The sequence below is a fragment of the Mucilaginibacter sp. A5337 genome (assembly GCF_059690695.1).
This window is the reverse complement of sequence record NZ_JCAWEC010000001.1, coordinates 115,022-130,337: the sequence shown is the minus strand read 5'-3', so window position 1 is coordinate 130,337 and position 15,316 is coordinate 115,022. Positions and strand designations below refer to the sequence as shown.

Here is a 15,316-nt window from a genome sequence, read left to right as displayed (position 1 = left end):
TTTGAAAATCTATTTGTCTAGGTTATTTCGGCATTTGCGCATAGGGCAAGACATATGGCAAAAGCCGTTAACTATTTATCCTGACGCCTGGTAAAATATTACCTGAAATATAGATGGTAGGGGCAAGTATGTTTATTCCGCATTGAAAACAGCACCAATTTTCATTCCTGGGATTCTTTTTAGTATTTAAATGTTCTGTTGGCCTTGCTTTGATGAGTGTTGCTGCAGGATTGTTTAAAGTTGAAGGATTGGCCAACTTATCTGTCAATAGTGCAGCAAACACTTCTGTTTGCGACTCATTTTTATCGATGATAAGTCCGGCAGGCAGCTTTGCAATATTGTGTGGAACATAATTACATGGGGCTAACTGGTTTCTTTTTAAATAAGGGCGCTTGTTTTGAGGCCTTGATAAAACTATACCGTCGTTATAAGATTTGTTTTGCAGTAGTGCGATTATACAAATCAGCATTATTGAAAAAGTACTAATAAAGAATTGCATCACTTTTGAAGTTAACAGGTTCCGGGTACATTGGTTATAGCTGCAATCAGTAGTCTGGCATATAAATAGCCGTAGAATTAGTTTTTTCCTGCTGATTTACAATGAACAATTTTATGCACCGGTATTAATGTGTACAATACAAAGCAGTTGGTATTTTTTGAAATAAAGATAAAGTATAGCTTTATAGTGAATTTATAAGTTAAAAATGTCGTGGAAAAACTATCAGTAATAATAGCAGATGATCATACTTTATTTATAAACGGCTTGTATATGTTATTGCAGGGCGAACCGGATATTGAGGTTATAAGCATTGCCGCTAATGGAAAGGAAATGTTGCATTTACTGCATACCCACACCCCTAACCTGGTATTGCTCGATATCAATATGCCCGGTATAAACGGGTTTGAAGTGCTTAAACGAATAAAGGATTACTATCCTAAAATTAAAGTAATCATGCTTTCAACCTATAATGAAGAGCATCTGATTGAAAAGGCAAAAATTGAGGGAGCCGATGGCTACCTGTTTAAAAATGCGGAGAAGGCGGAGCTATTGCAGGTAATGCGCGCTGTAGGGCAGGGGCAACGGTGTTTTCCAGGTAAGCAGGTTGCCGTTAATACTATGCCTAATGAGGCGGATCCTTTTTTAAAGCAATTTCAGCTCACAAAAAGGGAAACTGAGCTTTTGCAATTTATAAAACAAAATTTTACCAACCAGCAAATGGCCGAGCATCTTCACCTGAGTATTTATACCGTTGAAACTCACCGTAAAAACATTATGCAAAAACTTAACCTGAAAAATCCTGTAGAACTTACCCGGTTTATCATGCAATATAACTTATAAGGGTTTATTAGCAAGCGGAATGTAAATTGATACAAGGGTGCCCCTGTTAAGCTGCGAATCAAATTCAACTTTGCCCTTTAGGAAATTTATCCGCGACCGGAGGTTGTTTAAGCCCATTCCTTTAAAAATGTCAGGGTTGGTTGTGTCAAAGCCCCGGCCGTTGTCTTCAATTGTAAGGCTGATGCTTTCTTCGCCTCTTATGAGCGAAATATCAAGTCTGTTAGCACAGGCGTGCTTCATCACATTGTTTACACTTTCCTGTAATACCCGGTACAAAATAATCTCGATAGTGTCATTAAATGGCGAATCGAAGCCACTGCTAAAAAAGTTTATGATGATATTATCGTTCTTTATATTTTCAATAAATTGTTTGATTACCTGCGCTAACCCAGTTTTATGAAGGGCCCAGGGCATCATGTTGTGTGATATTGTTCTTACTTCTTTAAAACCGCAGTCAACAAGATTAATTACCTTTTCAAAACGGATTCTTTGATCTTCATTTACAAAATGCAATTCGCTTCCTATAACCGCCAGGTTGATTTTGGCCGCTGATATTATTTGGCTTACGCTGTCATGCAAATCCTGGGCAATTCTTTGTCTTTCACTTTCTTCGGTCGCAATTATAGCCTGCATGGCCGTGTTTTGCTGTTTCAACTTATTTTGCTTGTAATAAAAAAAGCCTCCAAACAACATCAATAAAATGAAAATACAGATACCTGCCATCCAGTAATTACGTTTTGTTATTTCAAACTGTTGTTGCAGTACCTGCTCTTCACGCTGTTTTATTTCGTATTTTGCCTGTAACTCATCAATCGTACTACTACCCGAGGTTTTAACGGAGGCATGCCTTTTTAAATAAATCAATGATTGTTTATAATCCCCCATCTGTTCATACAAATCAGCTATTTCATTTGTAGCGCTTCTTTGCATGTCGGCATAATTTATCTGGGTGGCAAACTGAAGGCTGTTTTTTAAAGCATCGAGCGATTGCGTATAAAGCCGTTTGTTTTTATACAATACGCCGAGGTTAAAGTAATTAATTGAGAGTGCAAGGGTGTCATTTAACGACTTTTTGATATCGATGGTTTTTATAATTTCCTCCTCCGATTGGCTTTGTTTGATGCTTCCCATAACATCCCCCATAAATTGGTGGCTGTAAGTTTCAGAAGTATTTCCGTTTGTTTGCGGGGCAAGGTTTAAGGAGTCTTTTATATCAAAGGCCTGCCTGTAATAATTTAAGGCTTGCTGGTAATTGTTTTTTGCTTCATAAAATGTTCCGCCCTGGTTTAAGGCTTCTGTTAGCGCAGTACGATCACCTGTTTGGGGGGCATACGCAATGGCCATGTTATTAAACTCAATAGCTTTATCGTAGCTTTTTATTTTGAAGTAACCCTTCGCCAGCCTGCGGTAATCATCCGTTAAAATATCCTGCTGATTTGTTTTATTGAGTATAACCGCGGCAATATTATAGTAATATGCCGCGGAATCGTATTGGTTAGTTTGATAGTAACATTTTCCCAAAGCTTGAGACAGCAGGGTAATTGCCTTATTACGCTTTAAGTTATAGGCTAAGGTCAAGCCCTCTTTTGCAATGGTGATAATTTTAGCGGGGTTTTGTTCAACAGGGTAGGTGGCTACCCGGGTAGCGGCTGTTAAACGGTTTTGCGCCGGTGAATTGCTGAAGACAATCTTTTTTAAACTGTCAATATTTTGACCGTAACACGGAACTACAGCCCCAATAAGCAGAAGAAACAAAAAGTATTTCATACCCGGGGTTTTGGTCCCGGTTAAAGATAGTAATTTGATGTTTATCAGCAAAAGCCACGATTTTTAAGGTGGTTACCTGTTAAATGTGTTTTACAAATCAGGCAACGAGTATGATTAAAGCCGATAACACCGATAACATCAGGAACAAAATTTGCCGCTGCCGGGCGCTGATGATGCTGGGTATACGGCCTGTTCCCTGCAATTTGTTGAGTTTAATTTTGTACATGGCTGATAATCCCATAAAAATTAAGGAAATGAAGCCCACCAGGTAATTTAAATTGCTTTCCATGATCTTTTAATTTAGGTGAAGCACGATGAATTGATATGTTTCAAAACCATTAATGGCATTGGTTATATTTATTTCATCGTTGCGTTTAATAGTACAATTTTAGGGAGCAGCACAAATGCACACAATACAAAGCAGTTGGTATTTTAGTGTACAATGATAAAGCGTAGTTTTACAAATGAATATTAAAAAAGTTATACTATTCAGATGTGTTATTTTTGTACCATACAGATAAGGTATATCGAAAGGTATACGAAGCAAATTCATAAAAAGGATTAACTTTATTAGCGATTTGCATGTATAAATGGTGAACCAAATACAGCGGGTGTTTTACCCAGGGTTTATCAATAAAGATTAAAATAATAAGATATCATTCATCAATAAAAACTGACTGGTTGTTTTCAAAACAATCGCTTTCTGCAGAAAGATAAAAAAATGGAAATGTCATACATCGTCCAAAAAAAGAAGAAAAACCGGCAACGCAATAAATTAATACCGGGCCTTGTGTGGTTATTAGTTGTTTGGAGCTGTGCATATCAGGCTGTAGCTCAAAATAGAAGTAATCAGTCGGATTGGAACGTGCCTCCTCCGTTAACACCCGGCACAATAAATAAAGGTAATACACCACAGGGGAATGGTTCGGTGGCTAAGCCTGTTGTGCTTACGCTTACTGATATCCCGGTAGTTTCGCAGCCGTTTGTTTCCGCAACTGAAGCTCCTTTGCTGGCTGCCATTGGTACAACACCACCAATTGTCGATGCTCCCGATCAGCCTAATATTAACGCCGGGGTAAGCGGACTATCCGAAATTCCATCACCCGAAGCACCTGAAACGCCTCATTTACCTAAGCAAACAATTCAGGACCTTCAATTTGCATCTGTTATTGACCTTCCTTTGCCAGAATCTCCGGAATTGCCTCCTTCGCCGGTTGAACCAACCATATCAGGACAGGTGAATATTATTAAAGGCCCAATACCGGTAATGCCCGATATAACAAGTACCGTACTGCTTTTACAACCATCGGAAAGTTTAACGCCGTGGAATATCCCGGAAATGCCCGAAAGCGAGAATTTTAAAATGATATCGCCGCCCGGAGCTAAGGACGAAAAGTTGAAAGGCAAGCACCATTCAAACAGGAAAAAACAGTAGCGGTAACATAATGTCAAATTATTAAAGGCATTATAACAAGAACACCAAAATGAAAAGTACCCCAATTGAGTTAAAATATATATTAGTTTTAATATTAGCCTTTGCAAGTGGCACTAGCTGTGCGCAGGTTAAGTTTAAACAGGGAGATGAGTTTCAAAGGCAGATAGTTACAAAGTCAAATTGTGTTTTACAACGCGGCAGCCAAACTTTGCATGTAGGTTCGGTTTCTACAGTTGTTAAAAGCTACAAAGTAACCGATGCCTCTGAAAAAGGTGCCTCTTTTATCATTACTACTGATAAGCTTATTGATACTATAAATGCTATGAACCAGAACCTGGTGTATCATTCAGGCAAACCGGCCGATCCAAATTCTGTTATACAGGTTGGTTTGCAGAAGATGCTGAATAATCAATCAATAGTATCAATAAATAGCAAAGGCGAGGTGTTGAGTTTGAAACGCCCTGTTGTTATTAATGATACACTTCTATCTTTTGCAGGCATCCAGCCCGAGCGTTTATCGCCCGGCACCACGCTGCAGTTCATGGTTGACTTTCCGGTTAGCCTTACACTTAAAAAAGGTTATACCTGGAAAATTGCTACCTCATCCGCCGAAACCAATTATACAGTTTATGCTATAAACGGCCCAACTACTGTTATTACCTATAAAACGTCAGTTTTAGGCAGTAGTTTAAATAGCCGTATCAACGGATCAATACTTATAGACAACAATACCGGGGTTATTTTAAAACGATATTCACAGAGCGTTTCAACCGGATATGAAATGGTTAACGGTATAGTTTATACTGCTACCCGCCGCACCGCTGTTACCGAAATATGTAATAAGAAATAGTGGGCGTGATATAAGGTTATTGTAATAATAACCGAAGTAAGCTGACGGAGAAGTTTTGCATAGTATATACGCAAGCTTTGTTGCTATCCCGGGGGAGTTCCGCATTTTAAAGCTGTTCGTTGTTGCATTTCCAAACACGCAACCATTTTGGGATTTTTCTTTTTTTCTTCCCCGTTTTATCAGGAGTTTATACGCATTATATCAATCAGGTATTTCTACGCTTGAATCGCGTGCCCGCGGCTGCTAATTTTACATTGAAAATGATACCCGGGAATTTCATTTTTTGGCAATTGAACCTAATGTAGTTTACAGTTTATCAAAAAAACTGATCAACACAACTTGTGTAGCAGGATATGTCTGTATGCATATGTTTAGGATTTAATGGTTTAAAAAGGTGGAATTCAGCTACCACTTAAAAAAACGGGTCTACCTGTAAAGGCAAATATTGCAGGGGCGAAACCGAAAAGCCAAACGAGTAGGAAAAAATACATCTAAAATCATGGCAACAATTAATGTTTTAATCGCAGTAGATGCAGCAAAATTAGCTTCACAAGTAGCAGACGGCAGCCTTTCAGCAGGCACAGCAGGATCACCAACAAACCTGGGATCTTATGGTACATCAGATGTTTATGTAGCAATGATTGCTCCAAACAGCTACGTTAGCAATAGTACCCAGGGCGATTCAGAGTTACAGATCAGCGCCAACAGCGGTGACACCGTTGAATGGGCTATTACCTCATTTGATAATAATTTTGATCAAACCCCATATTTGTATGGCGGCTCATTTAATCCTTCGACAGCTATTAACCTGCCACTATCTTACGCATGTGGCCAGGCTTACTCTTACCTTGCTTTAGGCAATCCGCCGGTAAATACACCAACGCAATTTATTAACCAGGTGAGCACTGTTTCAGGAACAATTATTCAGCTTAAGGTTAAAATTCAATATACCTTATCGTTTGTGCTGGTTAACAACTCAAATGGCCAGATTATTGGATACTTTAGCTGGGATCCGTTTATTAACGTTAACTAATTCATGGTTATCGTATAAATCAATCAGCTATAAACTTTCAATAAAAAGGCCGCTGCAAATCTTGTAGCGGCCTTTTGCTATGCCAATCATCCCAAACTTTAACAGGTATTTTACTTCACTTTAACTTTATCATATCCTTTATGATTTTTGTGCTGCAATTGATGTTCATCAAGTATTTATACAGGTTCATGTAAAATACTTTAGCAGGGGGCGCTGTTTGTGTTTTTTAGTGCTGTAATTCATTAAAACACAAAAAACAACGTTATGAAGAATCACTTTCATGCTGATGAAAACTCCAGCCACGATGCGGGTAATGATGGGATTGACCGCCGTGGTTTTCTTGAATGTATGGCCTGGGCAGGTACCGGTGTACTTTGGATGATGACCGGAGGCGTACTTAAATCATACGGCATGAGCCAGATGATTGACAGGGCAACCGGAGGACTTAAAAAGGGACTGATAGTGCCTAAATCTGATTTTAGTTTTGTACAGATCAGCGATAGCCATATCGGGTTTAACAAAGCTGCTAATCCCGATGTTGTTGGTACGCTTAATGCTGCTATCGCTAAAATAAATAGTATGCCCAACGCGCCGGCGTTTGTATTGCATACCGGCGACCTCTCGCACCTGGCACAGGCGGATGAGTTTGATACCCTCGAACAATCATTAAAAAGTGTGAAAACCGAAAAAATATTTTATGTGCCCGGCGAACATGATGTAACCGATAATGGCAAATTGTACCTTGAGCGTTATGGCAAAGGTACTTTAGGCGATGGCTGGTACAGTTTTGACTCGCATGGCGTACATTTTATTGGTTTAGTGAATGTAACCAATCATGTTGACGGAGGACTGGGTTACATTGGGCCGGCCCAGTTAAAATGGCTGGAGAACGATTTGAAACCCTTGTCAAATAGTAGGCCTATTGTAGTGTTTGCGCATATTCCGCTTTGGGCTATTTACCCGCAATGGGGTTGGGGTACTGATGATAGCGCCCAGGCTTTGGCACTGCTTAAACGGTTTGGATCGGTATCGGTGTTAAACGGCCATATCCATCAAGCTATTCAAAAGGTGGAGGGGAACATCACTTTTCATACAGCTAACTCAACGGCATTCCCTCAGCCTGCACCAGGCAGCGCACCTTCGCCCGGACCGATGAAGGTTCCGGCCGAAAAGCTTCGTGGCTTTTTAGGGCTTACCAGTGTAAACTATGTTGAACATGATCATTCGCTTGCTATTACTGATACACCTTTAATAGAAGGCGAAAAAGTAACAGGGCAGAAATAATGAAGATGGGACTCGATATAAAAAGAATGTTGTTAATGCTGCTGATAGTTTGCTCGGCGGCAATAAGTAATGCGCAGTATAAACCTGTTGAGCAGGATTCGAACTTGAAATTTACAATTAAAAACCTGGGGTTTGGCGTTGATGGCAGGTTTAGCGGCTTTGATGGGATCATCAATTTCGATCCTCAAAATATAGCTAACTGCAGCTTTGATGTAACTATAAATGCATCAACAGTAAATACTGATAATAGCCTGCGCGATGAGCATTTGCGCGGAGAAAATTATTTTGACGTAAAGGATTATCCCAAAATTAGGTTGGTTTCGGGAAAAGTGGCCGGATTAAATAAAAGTGGAATGTACCAGCTAACGGGAGTACTGACTATAAAAGGTAAGGCAAAGCAGGTATCATTCCCTTTTTCGGCCACGTCTGCCGTCGCCGGTTATATTTTTAAAGGGGGATTTAAAATAAACAGGAAAGATTTTGGGATAGGTGGCGCAAGCACAATTGCTGATGAACTTGAGGTTGAAATCAGTGTAACAGCAAGGAAAGGTTAGAGAAGTTATGAATGTGAAGATAAACAGAAAGCTTTGCGTTATTGCGGTATTAGGTGCCTCGGTAACTTGTACCGCCGCAATAGCCAATAAACCCGAACCCGCACATTATCAAAACCTGAAGGTATTGCCAAAGGATATAAGTTCGCATGATCTGCAAAGTATTATGGCCGACGATTTTGAAGACGGCCTTGGTGTAACCTGCGGTTTTTGCCATGCCAATGCAAAGGATGGTCACGGGCTTGATTTTGTAAGCGATGCGAAGCCCGAAAAAGTGATAGCACGCCAAATGATGCGGATGACCATTGGGATCAACAAAAAGTATTTTAAGCTTAAACATATCAACATAGGCAACCCTGCACTGGTGATTTCCTGTACTACCTGTCATAAGGGGCAGGCATTTCCTGATGGTGCCGCGGGTAATAATTAATTGTAAATTGCTTTATAAATCAACCTATAACAACCTGATTAAATAATCCTGAAAATTGAAATTCAACAAAGTAGTATATCATATAGCATTTTGGCTGCTGGCGTACCTTTTCTGGATCTTTATTTTCAGGAACGGTACGCTGGTGTTAACTCATGCCATAACCATCCAGTTTTGTTACCTAATGTTTATATCGGCAAATTATTACCTCAATACGCTTTATGCAATTCCGCATCTCCTCAATAAAAAGCAATATGTAAAGTTTGGTCTTGTTTTTTTAACCGGGATATTGATAACCGCCCTTTTAAGAGTGCCTGTATCGGCGTGGGTTGTTATTCATGTTTTTAAACTGAATATGCAGTTTAACGCGCTTTCCGTTTTTGCCGATTCATTTATTAATATCCTCTTTTGGGTGGTTTGTATTCTAGGTGCTCAAATGGTAATCGAAAGAATGCGTTCGCAGGTTTATATTGAACAGATTGAAAAGGAGCGGGCTACTAATGAACTTAACTTTTTAAGAGCGCAATTTAATCCTCATTTTTTGTTTAACTCCATTAATTCCATATACGGGCATATTGATAAAGTTAATAAGGATGCGCGGGATATGTTGCTGGTATTTTCAGAGATGCTGCGTTACCAGTTATATGAATGTAATGTTGAACAAATTGACCTGAACAAGGAGCTTAATTATATCCGTAATTACATCGCTATTCAAAAGGGAAGGATTGACGAAAGGGTGGTGGTTAGTTTATGTGCGGATGATATTAAGGGGCAGATTTATGTGGCGCCCCTGTTATTTATAACGTTTGTAGAAAACGCCTTTAAGTATGTGGGATTTAATGAGAGCAGGATAAATAAGGTTGATATAAGCCTGAAGCAGGAAGGGGATCACCTGCAATTCAGGGTTTATAATACTAAGGATAGTTTTCCCGGTCGGGATGAGCACTCATCAGGCCTGGGAATTGCAAATACTAAACGGCGGCTTGAAATTCTTTATCCCCAAAAGCACCGGCTTGAGATAACCGATAGTGGCGATAGTTTTGAAATAAATTTAGTATTACTGGATATATGATACTTAAATGCCTTATTATAGATGATGAGCCTATAGCACGAAAACTGCTGCAGGAGTATATTGAGGAAACCGATTTTTTAGTATTATCAGGCACTGCCGAAAATCCGCTAAAAGCTACAGGCCTGATCAATAAACTGGATATCGACCTCATATTTCTGGATGTTAATATGCCTAAGATGAATGGCTTTCAATTCCTTCGTTCGGCGGTAAAATTGCCAATGGTGATCATGACAACGGCTTATGGGGAGTATGCACTTGAAGGATTTGAAATGGCGGTGGTTGATTACCTGGTAAAACCATTTTCGCTTGAGCGCTTTCTGAAAGCATCGCAAAAAGCATTGGAGTTAAAAACGTTAAGGGAAAAGGTATCGCCCGAAAAAAACGAAGCCGACCATTTTTATGTTAAGTGCGACGGCAAAATTGAAAGGGTGCTTTATGATGAGCTGGTTTATATAGAAGCTATGGCCAATTATGTAACACTGTATACTGTTCATAAAAGGCTAATCGTTTATCTCACCATTAAAGGTTTGCAGGAAAAACTACCTGCCGGTAAATTTATCCAGGTACATAAAAGCTATGTGGTTAATACAGGCATGATCAGCAATATTGAAGGTAATATGGTAAATATTAACGGCACCAAAATCAATATAGGCTTGAGCTTTCATGACGAAGTAATGGATAGGCTTTTAAAGGGCAGGTTTTTTAAGAGGTAAATTGCCTGCCCTTATCATATTAAAGCATTAATTATTTTTTAACCCGATTTGGTGGTTGCTGTAATCGGTTAAGTATTCGTTGCTGAGAAAAAAGTCGAGACTGAAAATGGTGCGGTAATCGCCTGTGTTATTTGGATTTTGCACTTCTGTAAGGTTACCGGTGCTTGATGTTGTATACGTGTAAACAAAACCCTTGTTGGTAGTTATAGTTACTGTTGAGTTTGCAGGAAGGTCGCCTACAGAGGTGGTTGCCAGTCTGTCTTCAATAACGGTAGTTGACGGGGTTCCGGTATCAAACAGGATCTGTCCGGAAATCGTGTTGCCATTATATGCGATAGTTGCCGGTATATTGGGTGAATATCCGCCGCTGCTTGAATATGAAAGCGGGTGCATGATAAATCCCGACGAAGAAAGGTCGCTGTTACTTAGGCCGATGGTTAATAGGTTGGTTACATAAGTGCCGCTGGTAGAGAACATGCTTTTGTTTAATGTAGCCAGTTTAAACCCGCTTGTAAGGTTGTTACCTGTGTCAAACGCTCTTAACGGACTTTGAATCAGGCTGGTTACATAGCTGTTACCCGGACCAACACCAAAAACATCGCTGGCATGGGCCGGTAATTTGGCGCCGGTTTCGTCAATTATTTTGTAATATAAAAAGAACGGCACTCTTTTTAATGCAAGGTTGCCCTGGGCATCGCCTATAGTGATGTTGGCATAGGCCAAATTACCATATTCTTTGGTGGAGCTTAGTTGGTCGCCGAAGCTTATGGTTCCCTTGGTACTGGTTACTGTTATGCCGTTTACCACTACCGAATCTCCGGTAACCTGGATACCCGACGAGGTGATCATTGATGCCGGCAGGATATCTGTGGCATCAAGCGTCATGCCCGATGAGCCGGTATCAAATACAGTATAATAGGTCACAGCTTTTGTACCCACCTGTGTAATTGGTAAAAAAATCCGTTTGTTTACGCCGTTAGCATATTCATATAAACCAAGCGTAACCGGATTTATTTGTGTTTGAGGCGTTGTTTTCTCCTTTTTACAGGCGAAAAAAGCAAAAGCTATTAAAAAGCAGCCAATAATTTTGGATGTGAACAGTAAATGTTTTGTAGTCATATATATCCGTTATAAACCCGGGTGGTAATAATTACGATAAAATAACAGTTTTAGTTGGCAATAAAAATAAGATAACAATTTTATAAGCCAGGTTAATGAATCGATAAAACAGGATATTGAACCGATTAATTATCCGGACATATAAACGGATTGAGAACGCCGCTATTGTTTTGCGCTTAAAGTAAATGATTGGTTTCTTTGATGATATCCATTACAAAGGTGCTTTTGGAATGGCCTATACCTTTTACCTCGCTTAATTTGTTTACAAAAAAGGAATGGTAACTATCCATGCTTTCAGATACAATTTTTAGCATAAAATCAAAATCGCCTGATATATTGTAACATTCTATCACCTCATCAAACTCCAGCACGGCATTAATAAAATCGGCGCCTGCTTTGCGGCTGTGTTCACGCAGGGTTACCATGCAAATAACCATAATGCGTTTATTGAGCATTCGTTTATCTAAAATGGCTGTATAGTTTTTAATAACCCCTGCCTTTTCAAGGCGTTTAAGGCGCTCGTGCGTAGGTGTAGGGCTCAGATTTATTTTAACAGCAATCTCCCTAACGGTAAGCTTGGCATTCCGTTCAATCAGTCGTAATATTTCGTAATCCTTTTCATCAAGCTGGATAATTGTTTTTTCTTGTTCTGTTTGAAGTGTCATATTGGTAGGTTGACTGAACGTTTGTTCTTGTAATTGAAGGTAAATTGAATTTATGTTCCAAAATTATAATAAATAGTGATATTAATTTCTATTAATATAGTTTTGAAAGGACAAAATTTATAATTATGTCATTGAAAAAGAACAATATCCTCATTATAGCCTCAATGGCCATATTTGTGGAAGCACTGGATATCGCTATTATTAACCTCACCATTCCGGCAATTCAAAAGCAGTTTTTGGTAAGTAATGACCAGGCGCAATGGCTGCAAACACTTTATGTATTGTTATATGGCGGATTCCTTATCATAGGTGGTAAACTGGCTGATGTTATGGGGCCGAAAAAGATCTTCATTGCCGGTGCTGCATTGTTTTTGTTAACCTCGTTAGGAGCAGGTTTGGCCGGCACTTTCGTGTTTCTTAGTTTATCAAGGGCCATACAAGGTTTGGCGGCGGCTTTGATCATGCCGTCGGCGCTTTCAATAGTAACTCATACTTTTACCGAGGAGCAGGAGAGGAGCAAAGCTATAGGGATCTTCAGCTCGTTTGCGGCAGTAGGCTCAGGAAGCGGACTTTCCATAGGAGGCATCATCAGCACTTACATGGGCTGGCACTGGGTGTTTTTGATCAATGTGCCAATTTTAGCTTTTATCATAATTGTAGGCTGGTTTTATCTGGCTAATGATACTCCCGAACAAAAACAACCATCTCCTGATCTGTTTTCAGGCATTTTGTTGGTACTCGGCTTGCTGATGCTTAGTTATGGCGTACATCAGCTTGCAGATATCAAGCAGCAATATGTTATAATTATGCTTTGTGCTGCGGGTGTAATAATTTGTATGAGGCTGTTATATACCCGCCTAACCGGCCGGGCAAATCCGCTCATTGATCTGTCGGTTTTTAAAGCGCAATCGGTTATTACGGCAAATGGCGTATTTATTTTACTGGGTGCCTTTTTTACCGGGTATCTGTTTATTATATCTCAACTGTTGCAAAAGGATATGAACTATAGCGCGGCAAAAGCCGGTTTACTGCTTGTTCCTTTTAGCTTGTTATCGGCCATCGTAGCCAAGTTTATGCTGCCGGGCATTATGAAACGCTTAACAACCGAACAAACCGGGTTGCTGGGCATGAGCTGCATGTTAACCGGCGGGCTGGTTTTAATTTGCGCGGTGTTTGCAGGGCATTCGCTCCCTTTACTGCTATTATCTGTCGCATTTATATCCGGTCTGGGTATGACTATTTGTTTTACAAGCTTATCGGTATTGGCTGTAAAAGACATCCCCAAACAACACTACGGCTTGGCCTCAAGTCTTGGCACCACAACCTACTTTTTAGGTGCCGGTGTGGGCTTGTCTATACTCACATTGTTTATGCAAAGTGGCAGGGACGGGGCTTCAGTAAGCGCCTTATCTCTTATTATCCTGAGTGGCTATGCTTTGATCGGCTTGCTATGGCTTGCTATTTATATTCTAAACCCGGTGACCGGAAACACACGCATATCATTAAGTAAATCACAAAGATTGCCTGATGTTTTTTAACTGATGAATGTGCTTTTGGGTGTGATAGCAAATAAGGTACAGCCATTCCAGTCGGGTAAGTTCGCCGAAAAAGGGCACTACCAGGTCGGTGCAGATAGCGTAAAGATCTTTGGAGTTAATTATGTCCCTAACCTGTATTATAACGCTTGCTAATGATTCGATAATATCAGATTTGCTATGAGGTCCGTCTGACGGCCAGATCTCCGGTGCAGATTTGAATTTCGCTTCAAAATCAAGAAACAGATCTTTGATCATTTTTACTTTTTCGGCAGGATCTCTTTCGGCCGGTTTGGTTGCCCCGTTAAGTACCGGAATAAGTTGAGCTGCTGATTTAAAAATGTGCTCGGCAATCTGCCCTGCAGACCAGCTGTCGGCAGATAAGGAGATATTAATTTGCTGATCATTAAATAAAGCAAAGGTTGATAACAGGTTACCGGCAGTATCTTCAAATACTGCCAGTAAATTAATGCGTGCATCGGTTTGATGGGTGGTGGTTTGATTTTGCATGGCGTTTTAAAAATTGATTTATACAAATCTCCGCTCAAAATCAAAGTTTAAACCTTGGCGTTTGTGCCATAAATAGGGTGTTTTTGCGCCATGGCAAAATGGAGGATTAACTTTTCTTTTCGCCCAATGAAAACCAATTTCCCGAGTCATCCTTGAATAAGGCCTCAAAGCCGTAAAACTCTTTGGTGGGGGCTTTACTAAACTCAACGCCCTTGGCTTTCAGTTCTTCATAGGTGGCTATAAGGTCGTTGCATTCAAAAACGCCGAACCCAAAAGTGCCGCGTTGTACCAGCCCGCGCATTTGTTGCGCTGATTGTGCATCGAACATCATGCCCTCGCTTATAGCCATTAATGCTATTTCCAGTTCGGGCTGTTCGGGCGGGCAAACAGTAAGCCAGCGCATTCCCGGCCCCATGGCGGCGTCTGTGTTTACTGTAAAACCTAATTTGTTTACATAAAAATCATAAGCGCTGTCCTGATCAAGTACAAATACGCTTACGTGGTTCAATTTGGTTATCATCTGCGTTTTATTTTGATAACCTGAAGGTCGGCATCAAAACAGATTATCCTTTATTGAAAATTGCGGTTTTGCAGCCATTCCTTTTCCTGTGCAAAACAACCAGGTATAAATTTGAGCGGCGATTGCTGCATAGCCACTTGCCGTTTAAGTTGTGTTTGTTGGTAATTTGCCGGCGAGCAGGACGTAACCTTCTTAAATAGAGCCGAAAATGAGCTAACGCTGTCAAAGCCTACGGCATAACAAACATCGGCAACGGCAATACCTTTTTTCAATAATAACCGGGCATTTTCAACCCGAACCTTGATAAGATATTGATGCGGTGTTTTTCCATAGATGTTTTTAAACTGCCTTATGAAATGATATCTTGAGAAGCATGCTTCGTCGGCAATATCGTTCAGGTCAATGGCTTCATGATAATTTTTATCAATGAACAACTTAGCCTGTACAAGCCTGCGGTAAAGATATATTTTGGGTAATTGACCGGCCATCTCAGGAA

Annotated in this window: 18 protein-coding genes; 10 read left to right on the top strand and 8 right to left on the bottom strand. The window is 40.1% G+C overall.

Annotated elements, in window-relative coordinates; translation table 11 throughout:
- Positions 1-67: 67 nt before the first annotated feature.
- Positions 68-499 (bottom strand): hypothetical protein, encoded by a 432-nt coding sequence (locus tag AC59JO_RS00550; RefSeq protein ID WP_497302767.1) that lies wholly within the window; start codon positions 497-499, stop codon positions 68-70.
- Between the two features lie 210 nt (positions 500-709).
- On the opposite strand from AC59JO_RS00550, the gene AC59JO_RS00545 reads away from it, so the two are divergent.
- The gene (locus tag AC59JO_RS00545; RefSeq protein WP_497302766.1) at positions 710-1,339 is read left to right on the top strand and encodes a response regulator; all 630 of its coding nucleotides are present in this window, start codon (positions 710-712) and stop codon (positions 1,337-1,339) included.
- On the opposite strand, the gene AC59JO_RS00540 is transcribed toward AC59JO_RS00545, so the two are convergent.
- Together AC59JO_RS00540 and AC59JO_RS00535 are read right to left on the bottom strand one after the other, a co-directional pair.
- Positions 1,334-3,106: a tetratricopeptide repeat-containing sensor histidine kinase gene (locus AC59JO_RS00540; protein WP_497302765.1), complete on the bottom strand. Its 1,773-nt coding sequence runs from the start codon at positions 3,104-3,106 to the stop codon at positions 1,334-1,336. The genes AC59JO_RS00545 and AC59JO_RS00540 overlap by 6 nt on opposite strands.
- Positions 3,107-3,203: 97 nt before the next feature.
- The gene (locus AC59JO_RS00535; protein WP_413668687.1) at positions 3,204-3,395 is read right to left on the bottom strand and encodes a hypothetical protein; all 192 of its coding nucleotides are present in this window, start codon (positions 3,393-3,395) and stop codon (positions 3,204-3,206) included.
- 438 nt (positions 3,396-3,833) lie between these two features.
- On the opposite strand from AC59JO_RS00535, the gene AC59JO_RS00530 reads away from it, so the two are divergent.
- The 8 genes from AC59JO_RS00530 (at position 3,834) to AC59JO_RS00495 (ending at position 10,471) form a co-directional block, all read left to right on the top strand.
- Positions 3,834-4,541 carry a hypothetical protein gene (locus tag AC59JO_RS00530; protein WP_497302764.1) on the top strand — a complete coding sequence of 236 codons (708 nt, stop codon included), beginning with the start codon at positions 3,834-3,836 and terminating at the stop codon, positions 4,539-4,541.
- Between the two features lie 49 nt (positions 4,542-4,590).
- Positions 4,591-5,391: a hypothetical protein gene (locus AC59JO_RS00525; protein WP_413668685.1), complete on the top strand. Its 801-nt coding sequence runs from the start codon at positions 4,591-4,593 to the stop codon at positions 5,389-5,391.
- A 499-nt stretch (positions 5,392-5,890) separates the two neighbouring features.
- Complete coding sequence (locus AC59JO_RS00520) at positions 5,891-6,424, top strand: AidA/PixA family protein (RefSeq protein WP_413668684.1); 534 nt, start codon at positions 5,891-5,893, stop codon at positions 6,422-6,424.
- A 264-nt stretch (positions 6,425-6,688) separates the two neighbouring features.
- The gene (locus AC59JO_RS00515) at positions 6,689-7,708 is read left to right on the top strand and encodes a metallophosphoesterase family protein (protein ID WP_497302763.1); all 1,020 of its coding nucleotides are present in this window, start codon (positions 6,689-6,691) and stop codon (positions 7,706-7,708) included.
- Positions 7,708-8,262: a YceI family protein gene (locus AC59JO_RS00510; RefSeq protein ID WP_497302762.1), complete on the top strand. Its 555-nt coding sequence runs from the start codon at positions 7,708-7,710 to the stop codon at positions 8,260-8,262. Before AC59JO_RS00515 ends, AC59JO_RS00510 begins: the two co-directional genes overlap by 1 nt.
- A 13-nt stretch (positions 8,263-8,275) precedes the next feature.
- Complete coding sequence (locus AC59JO_RS00505) at positions 8,276-8,689, top strand: c-type cytochrome (protein WP_497302761.1); 414 nt, start codon at positions 8,276-8,278, stop codon at positions 8,687-8,689.
- A 55-nt stretch (positions 8,690-8,744) separates the two neighbouring features.
- Positions 8,745-9,758, top strand: a complete 1,014-nt coding sequence (locus AC59JO_RS00500; protein ID WP_497302760.1) for a sensor histidine kinase — start codon at positions 8,745-8,747, stop codon at positions 9,756-9,758.
- Entirely contained in the window at positions 9,755-10,471 is a 717-nt protein-coding gene (locus AC59JO_RS00495; protein ID WP_413668679.1) for a LytR/AlgR family response regulator transcription factor, read from the top strand. Before AC59JO_RS00500 ends, AC59JO_RS00495 begins: the two co-directional genes overlap by 4 nt.
- A 27-nt stretch (positions 10,472-10,498) precedes the next feature.
- Here the strand turns inward: AC59JO_RS00495 and AC59JO_RS00490 are convergent, their stop codons facing one another.
- Both AC59JO_RS00490 and AC59JO_RS00485 read right to left on the bottom strand, forming a co-directional pair.
- Positions 10,499-11,590 (bottom strand): pepsin/retropepsin-like aspartic protease family protein, encoded by a 1,092-nt coding sequence (locus AC59JO_RS00490; protein WP_413668678.1) that lies wholly within the window; start codon positions 11,588-11,590, stop codon positions 10,499-10,501.
- A 176-nt stretch (positions 11,591-11,766) separates the two neighbouring features.
- Complete coding sequence (locus AC59JO_RS00485) at positions 11,767-12,255, bottom strand: Lrp/AsnC family transcriptional regulator (protein WP_497302759.1); 489 nt, start codon at positions 12,253-12,255, stop codon at positions 11,767-11,769.
- Between the two features lie 125 nt (positions 12,256-12,380).
- On the opposite strand from AC59JO_RS00485, the gene AC59JO_RS00480 reads away from it, so the two are divergent.
- A complete protein-coding gene (locus AC59JO_RS00480; protein WP_497302758.1) occupies positions 12,381-13,793 on the top strand; it encodes an MFS transporter in 1,413 nt (470 codons plus the stop codon).
- On the opposite strand, the gene AC59JO_RS00475 is transcribed toward AC59JO_RS00480, so the two are convergent.
- The 3 genes from AC59JO_RS00475 to AC59JO_RS00465 all read right to left on the bottom strand — a co-directional run bounded on the left by AC59JO_RS00475 (position 13,767) and on the right by AC59JO_RS00465 (position 15,308).
- On the bottom strand, positions 13,767-14,300 hold the full coding sequence (locus AC59JO_RS00475) for a DinB family protein (protein ID WP_497302757.1): 534 nt from the start codon (positions 14,298-14,300) through the stop codon (positions 13,767-13,769). The genes AC59JO_RS00480 and AC59JO_RS00475 overlap by 27 nt on opposite strands.
- 106 nt (positions 14,301-14,406) lie before the next feature.
- Positions 14,407-14,820: a VOC family protein gene (locus tag AC59JO_RS00470; protein ID WP_497302756.1), complete on the bottom strand. Its 414-nt coding sequence runs from the start codon at positions 14,818-14,820 to the stop codon at positions 14,407-14,409.
- 50 nt (positions 14,821-14,870) lie between these two features.
- The gene (locus AC59JO_RS00465) at positions 14,871-15,308 is read right to left on the bottom strand and encodes an AraC family transcriptional regulator (protein ID WP_497302755.1); all 438 of its coding nucleotides are present in this window, start codon (positions 15,306-15,308) and stop codon (positions 14,871-14,873) included.
- Between the last annotated feature and the right edge of the window lie 8 nt (positions 15,309-15,316).

Excerpts from the sequence above, each read along its gene's own strand:
- AC59JO_RS00465 (WP_497302755.1), bottom strand. The coding sequence starts at position 15,308 with ATGGCCGGTCAATTACCCAAAATATATCTTTACCGCAGGCTTGTACAG.
- AC59JO_RS00480 (WP_497302758.1), top strand. The coding sequence starts at position 12,381 with ATGTCATTGAAAAAGAACAATATCCTCATTATAGCCTCAATGGCCATA.
- AC59JO_RS00510 (WP_497302762.1), top strand. The coding sequence starts at position 7,708 with ATGAAGATGGGACTCGATATAAAAAGAATGTTGTTAATGCTGCTGATA.
- AC59JO_RS00550 (WP_497302767.1), bottom strand. The coding sequence starts at position 499 with ATGCAATTCTTTATTAGTACTTTTTCAATAATGCTGATTTGTATAATC.
- AC59JO_RS00470 (WP_497302756.1), bottom strand. The coding sequence starts at position 14,820 with ATGATAACCAAATTGAACCACGTAAGCGTATTTGTACTTGATCAGGAC.
- AC59JO_RS00535 (WP_413668687.1), bottom strand. The coding sequence starts at position 3,395 with ATGGAAAGCAATTTAAATTACCTGGTGGGCTTCATTTCCTTAATTTTT.
- AC59JO_RS00515 (WP_497302763.1), top strand. The coding sequence starts at position 6,689 with ATGAAGAATCACTTTCATGCTGATGAAAACTCCAGCCACGATGCGGGT.
- AC59JO_RS00485 (WP_497302759.1), bottom strand. The coding sequence starts at position 12,255 with ATGACACTTCAAACAGAACAAGAAAAAACAATTATCCAGCTTGATGAA.
- AC59JO_RS00475 (WP_497302757.1), bottom strand. The coding sequence starts at position 14,300 with ATGCAAAATCAAACCACCACCCATCAAACCGATGCACGCATTAATTTA.
- AC59JO_RS00540 (WP_497302765.1), bottom strand. The coding sequence starts at position 3,106 with ATGAAATACTTTTTGTTTCTTCTGCTTATTGGGGCTGTAGTTCCGTGT.
- AC59JO_RS00530 (WP_497302764.1), top strand. The coding sequence starts at position 3,834 with ATGTCATACATCGTCCAAAAAAAGAAGAAAAACCGGCAACGCAATAAA.
- AC59JO_RS00495 (WP_413668679.1), top strand. The coding sequence starts at position 9,755 with ATGATACTTAAATGCCTTATTATAGATGATGAGCCTATAGCACGAAAA.
- AC59JO_RS00520 (WP_413668684.1), top strand. The coding sequence starts at position 5,891 with ATGGCAACAATTAATGTTTTAATCGCAGTAGATGCAGCAAAATTAGCT.
- AC59JO_RS00490 (WP_413668678.1), bottom strand. The coding sequence starts at position 11,590 with ATGACTACAAAACATTTACTGTTCACATCCAAAATTATTGGCTGCTTT.
- AC59JO_RS00525 (WP_413668685.1), top strand. The coding sequence starts at position 4,591 with ATGAAAAGTACCCCAATTGAGTTAAAATATATATTAGTTTTAATATTA.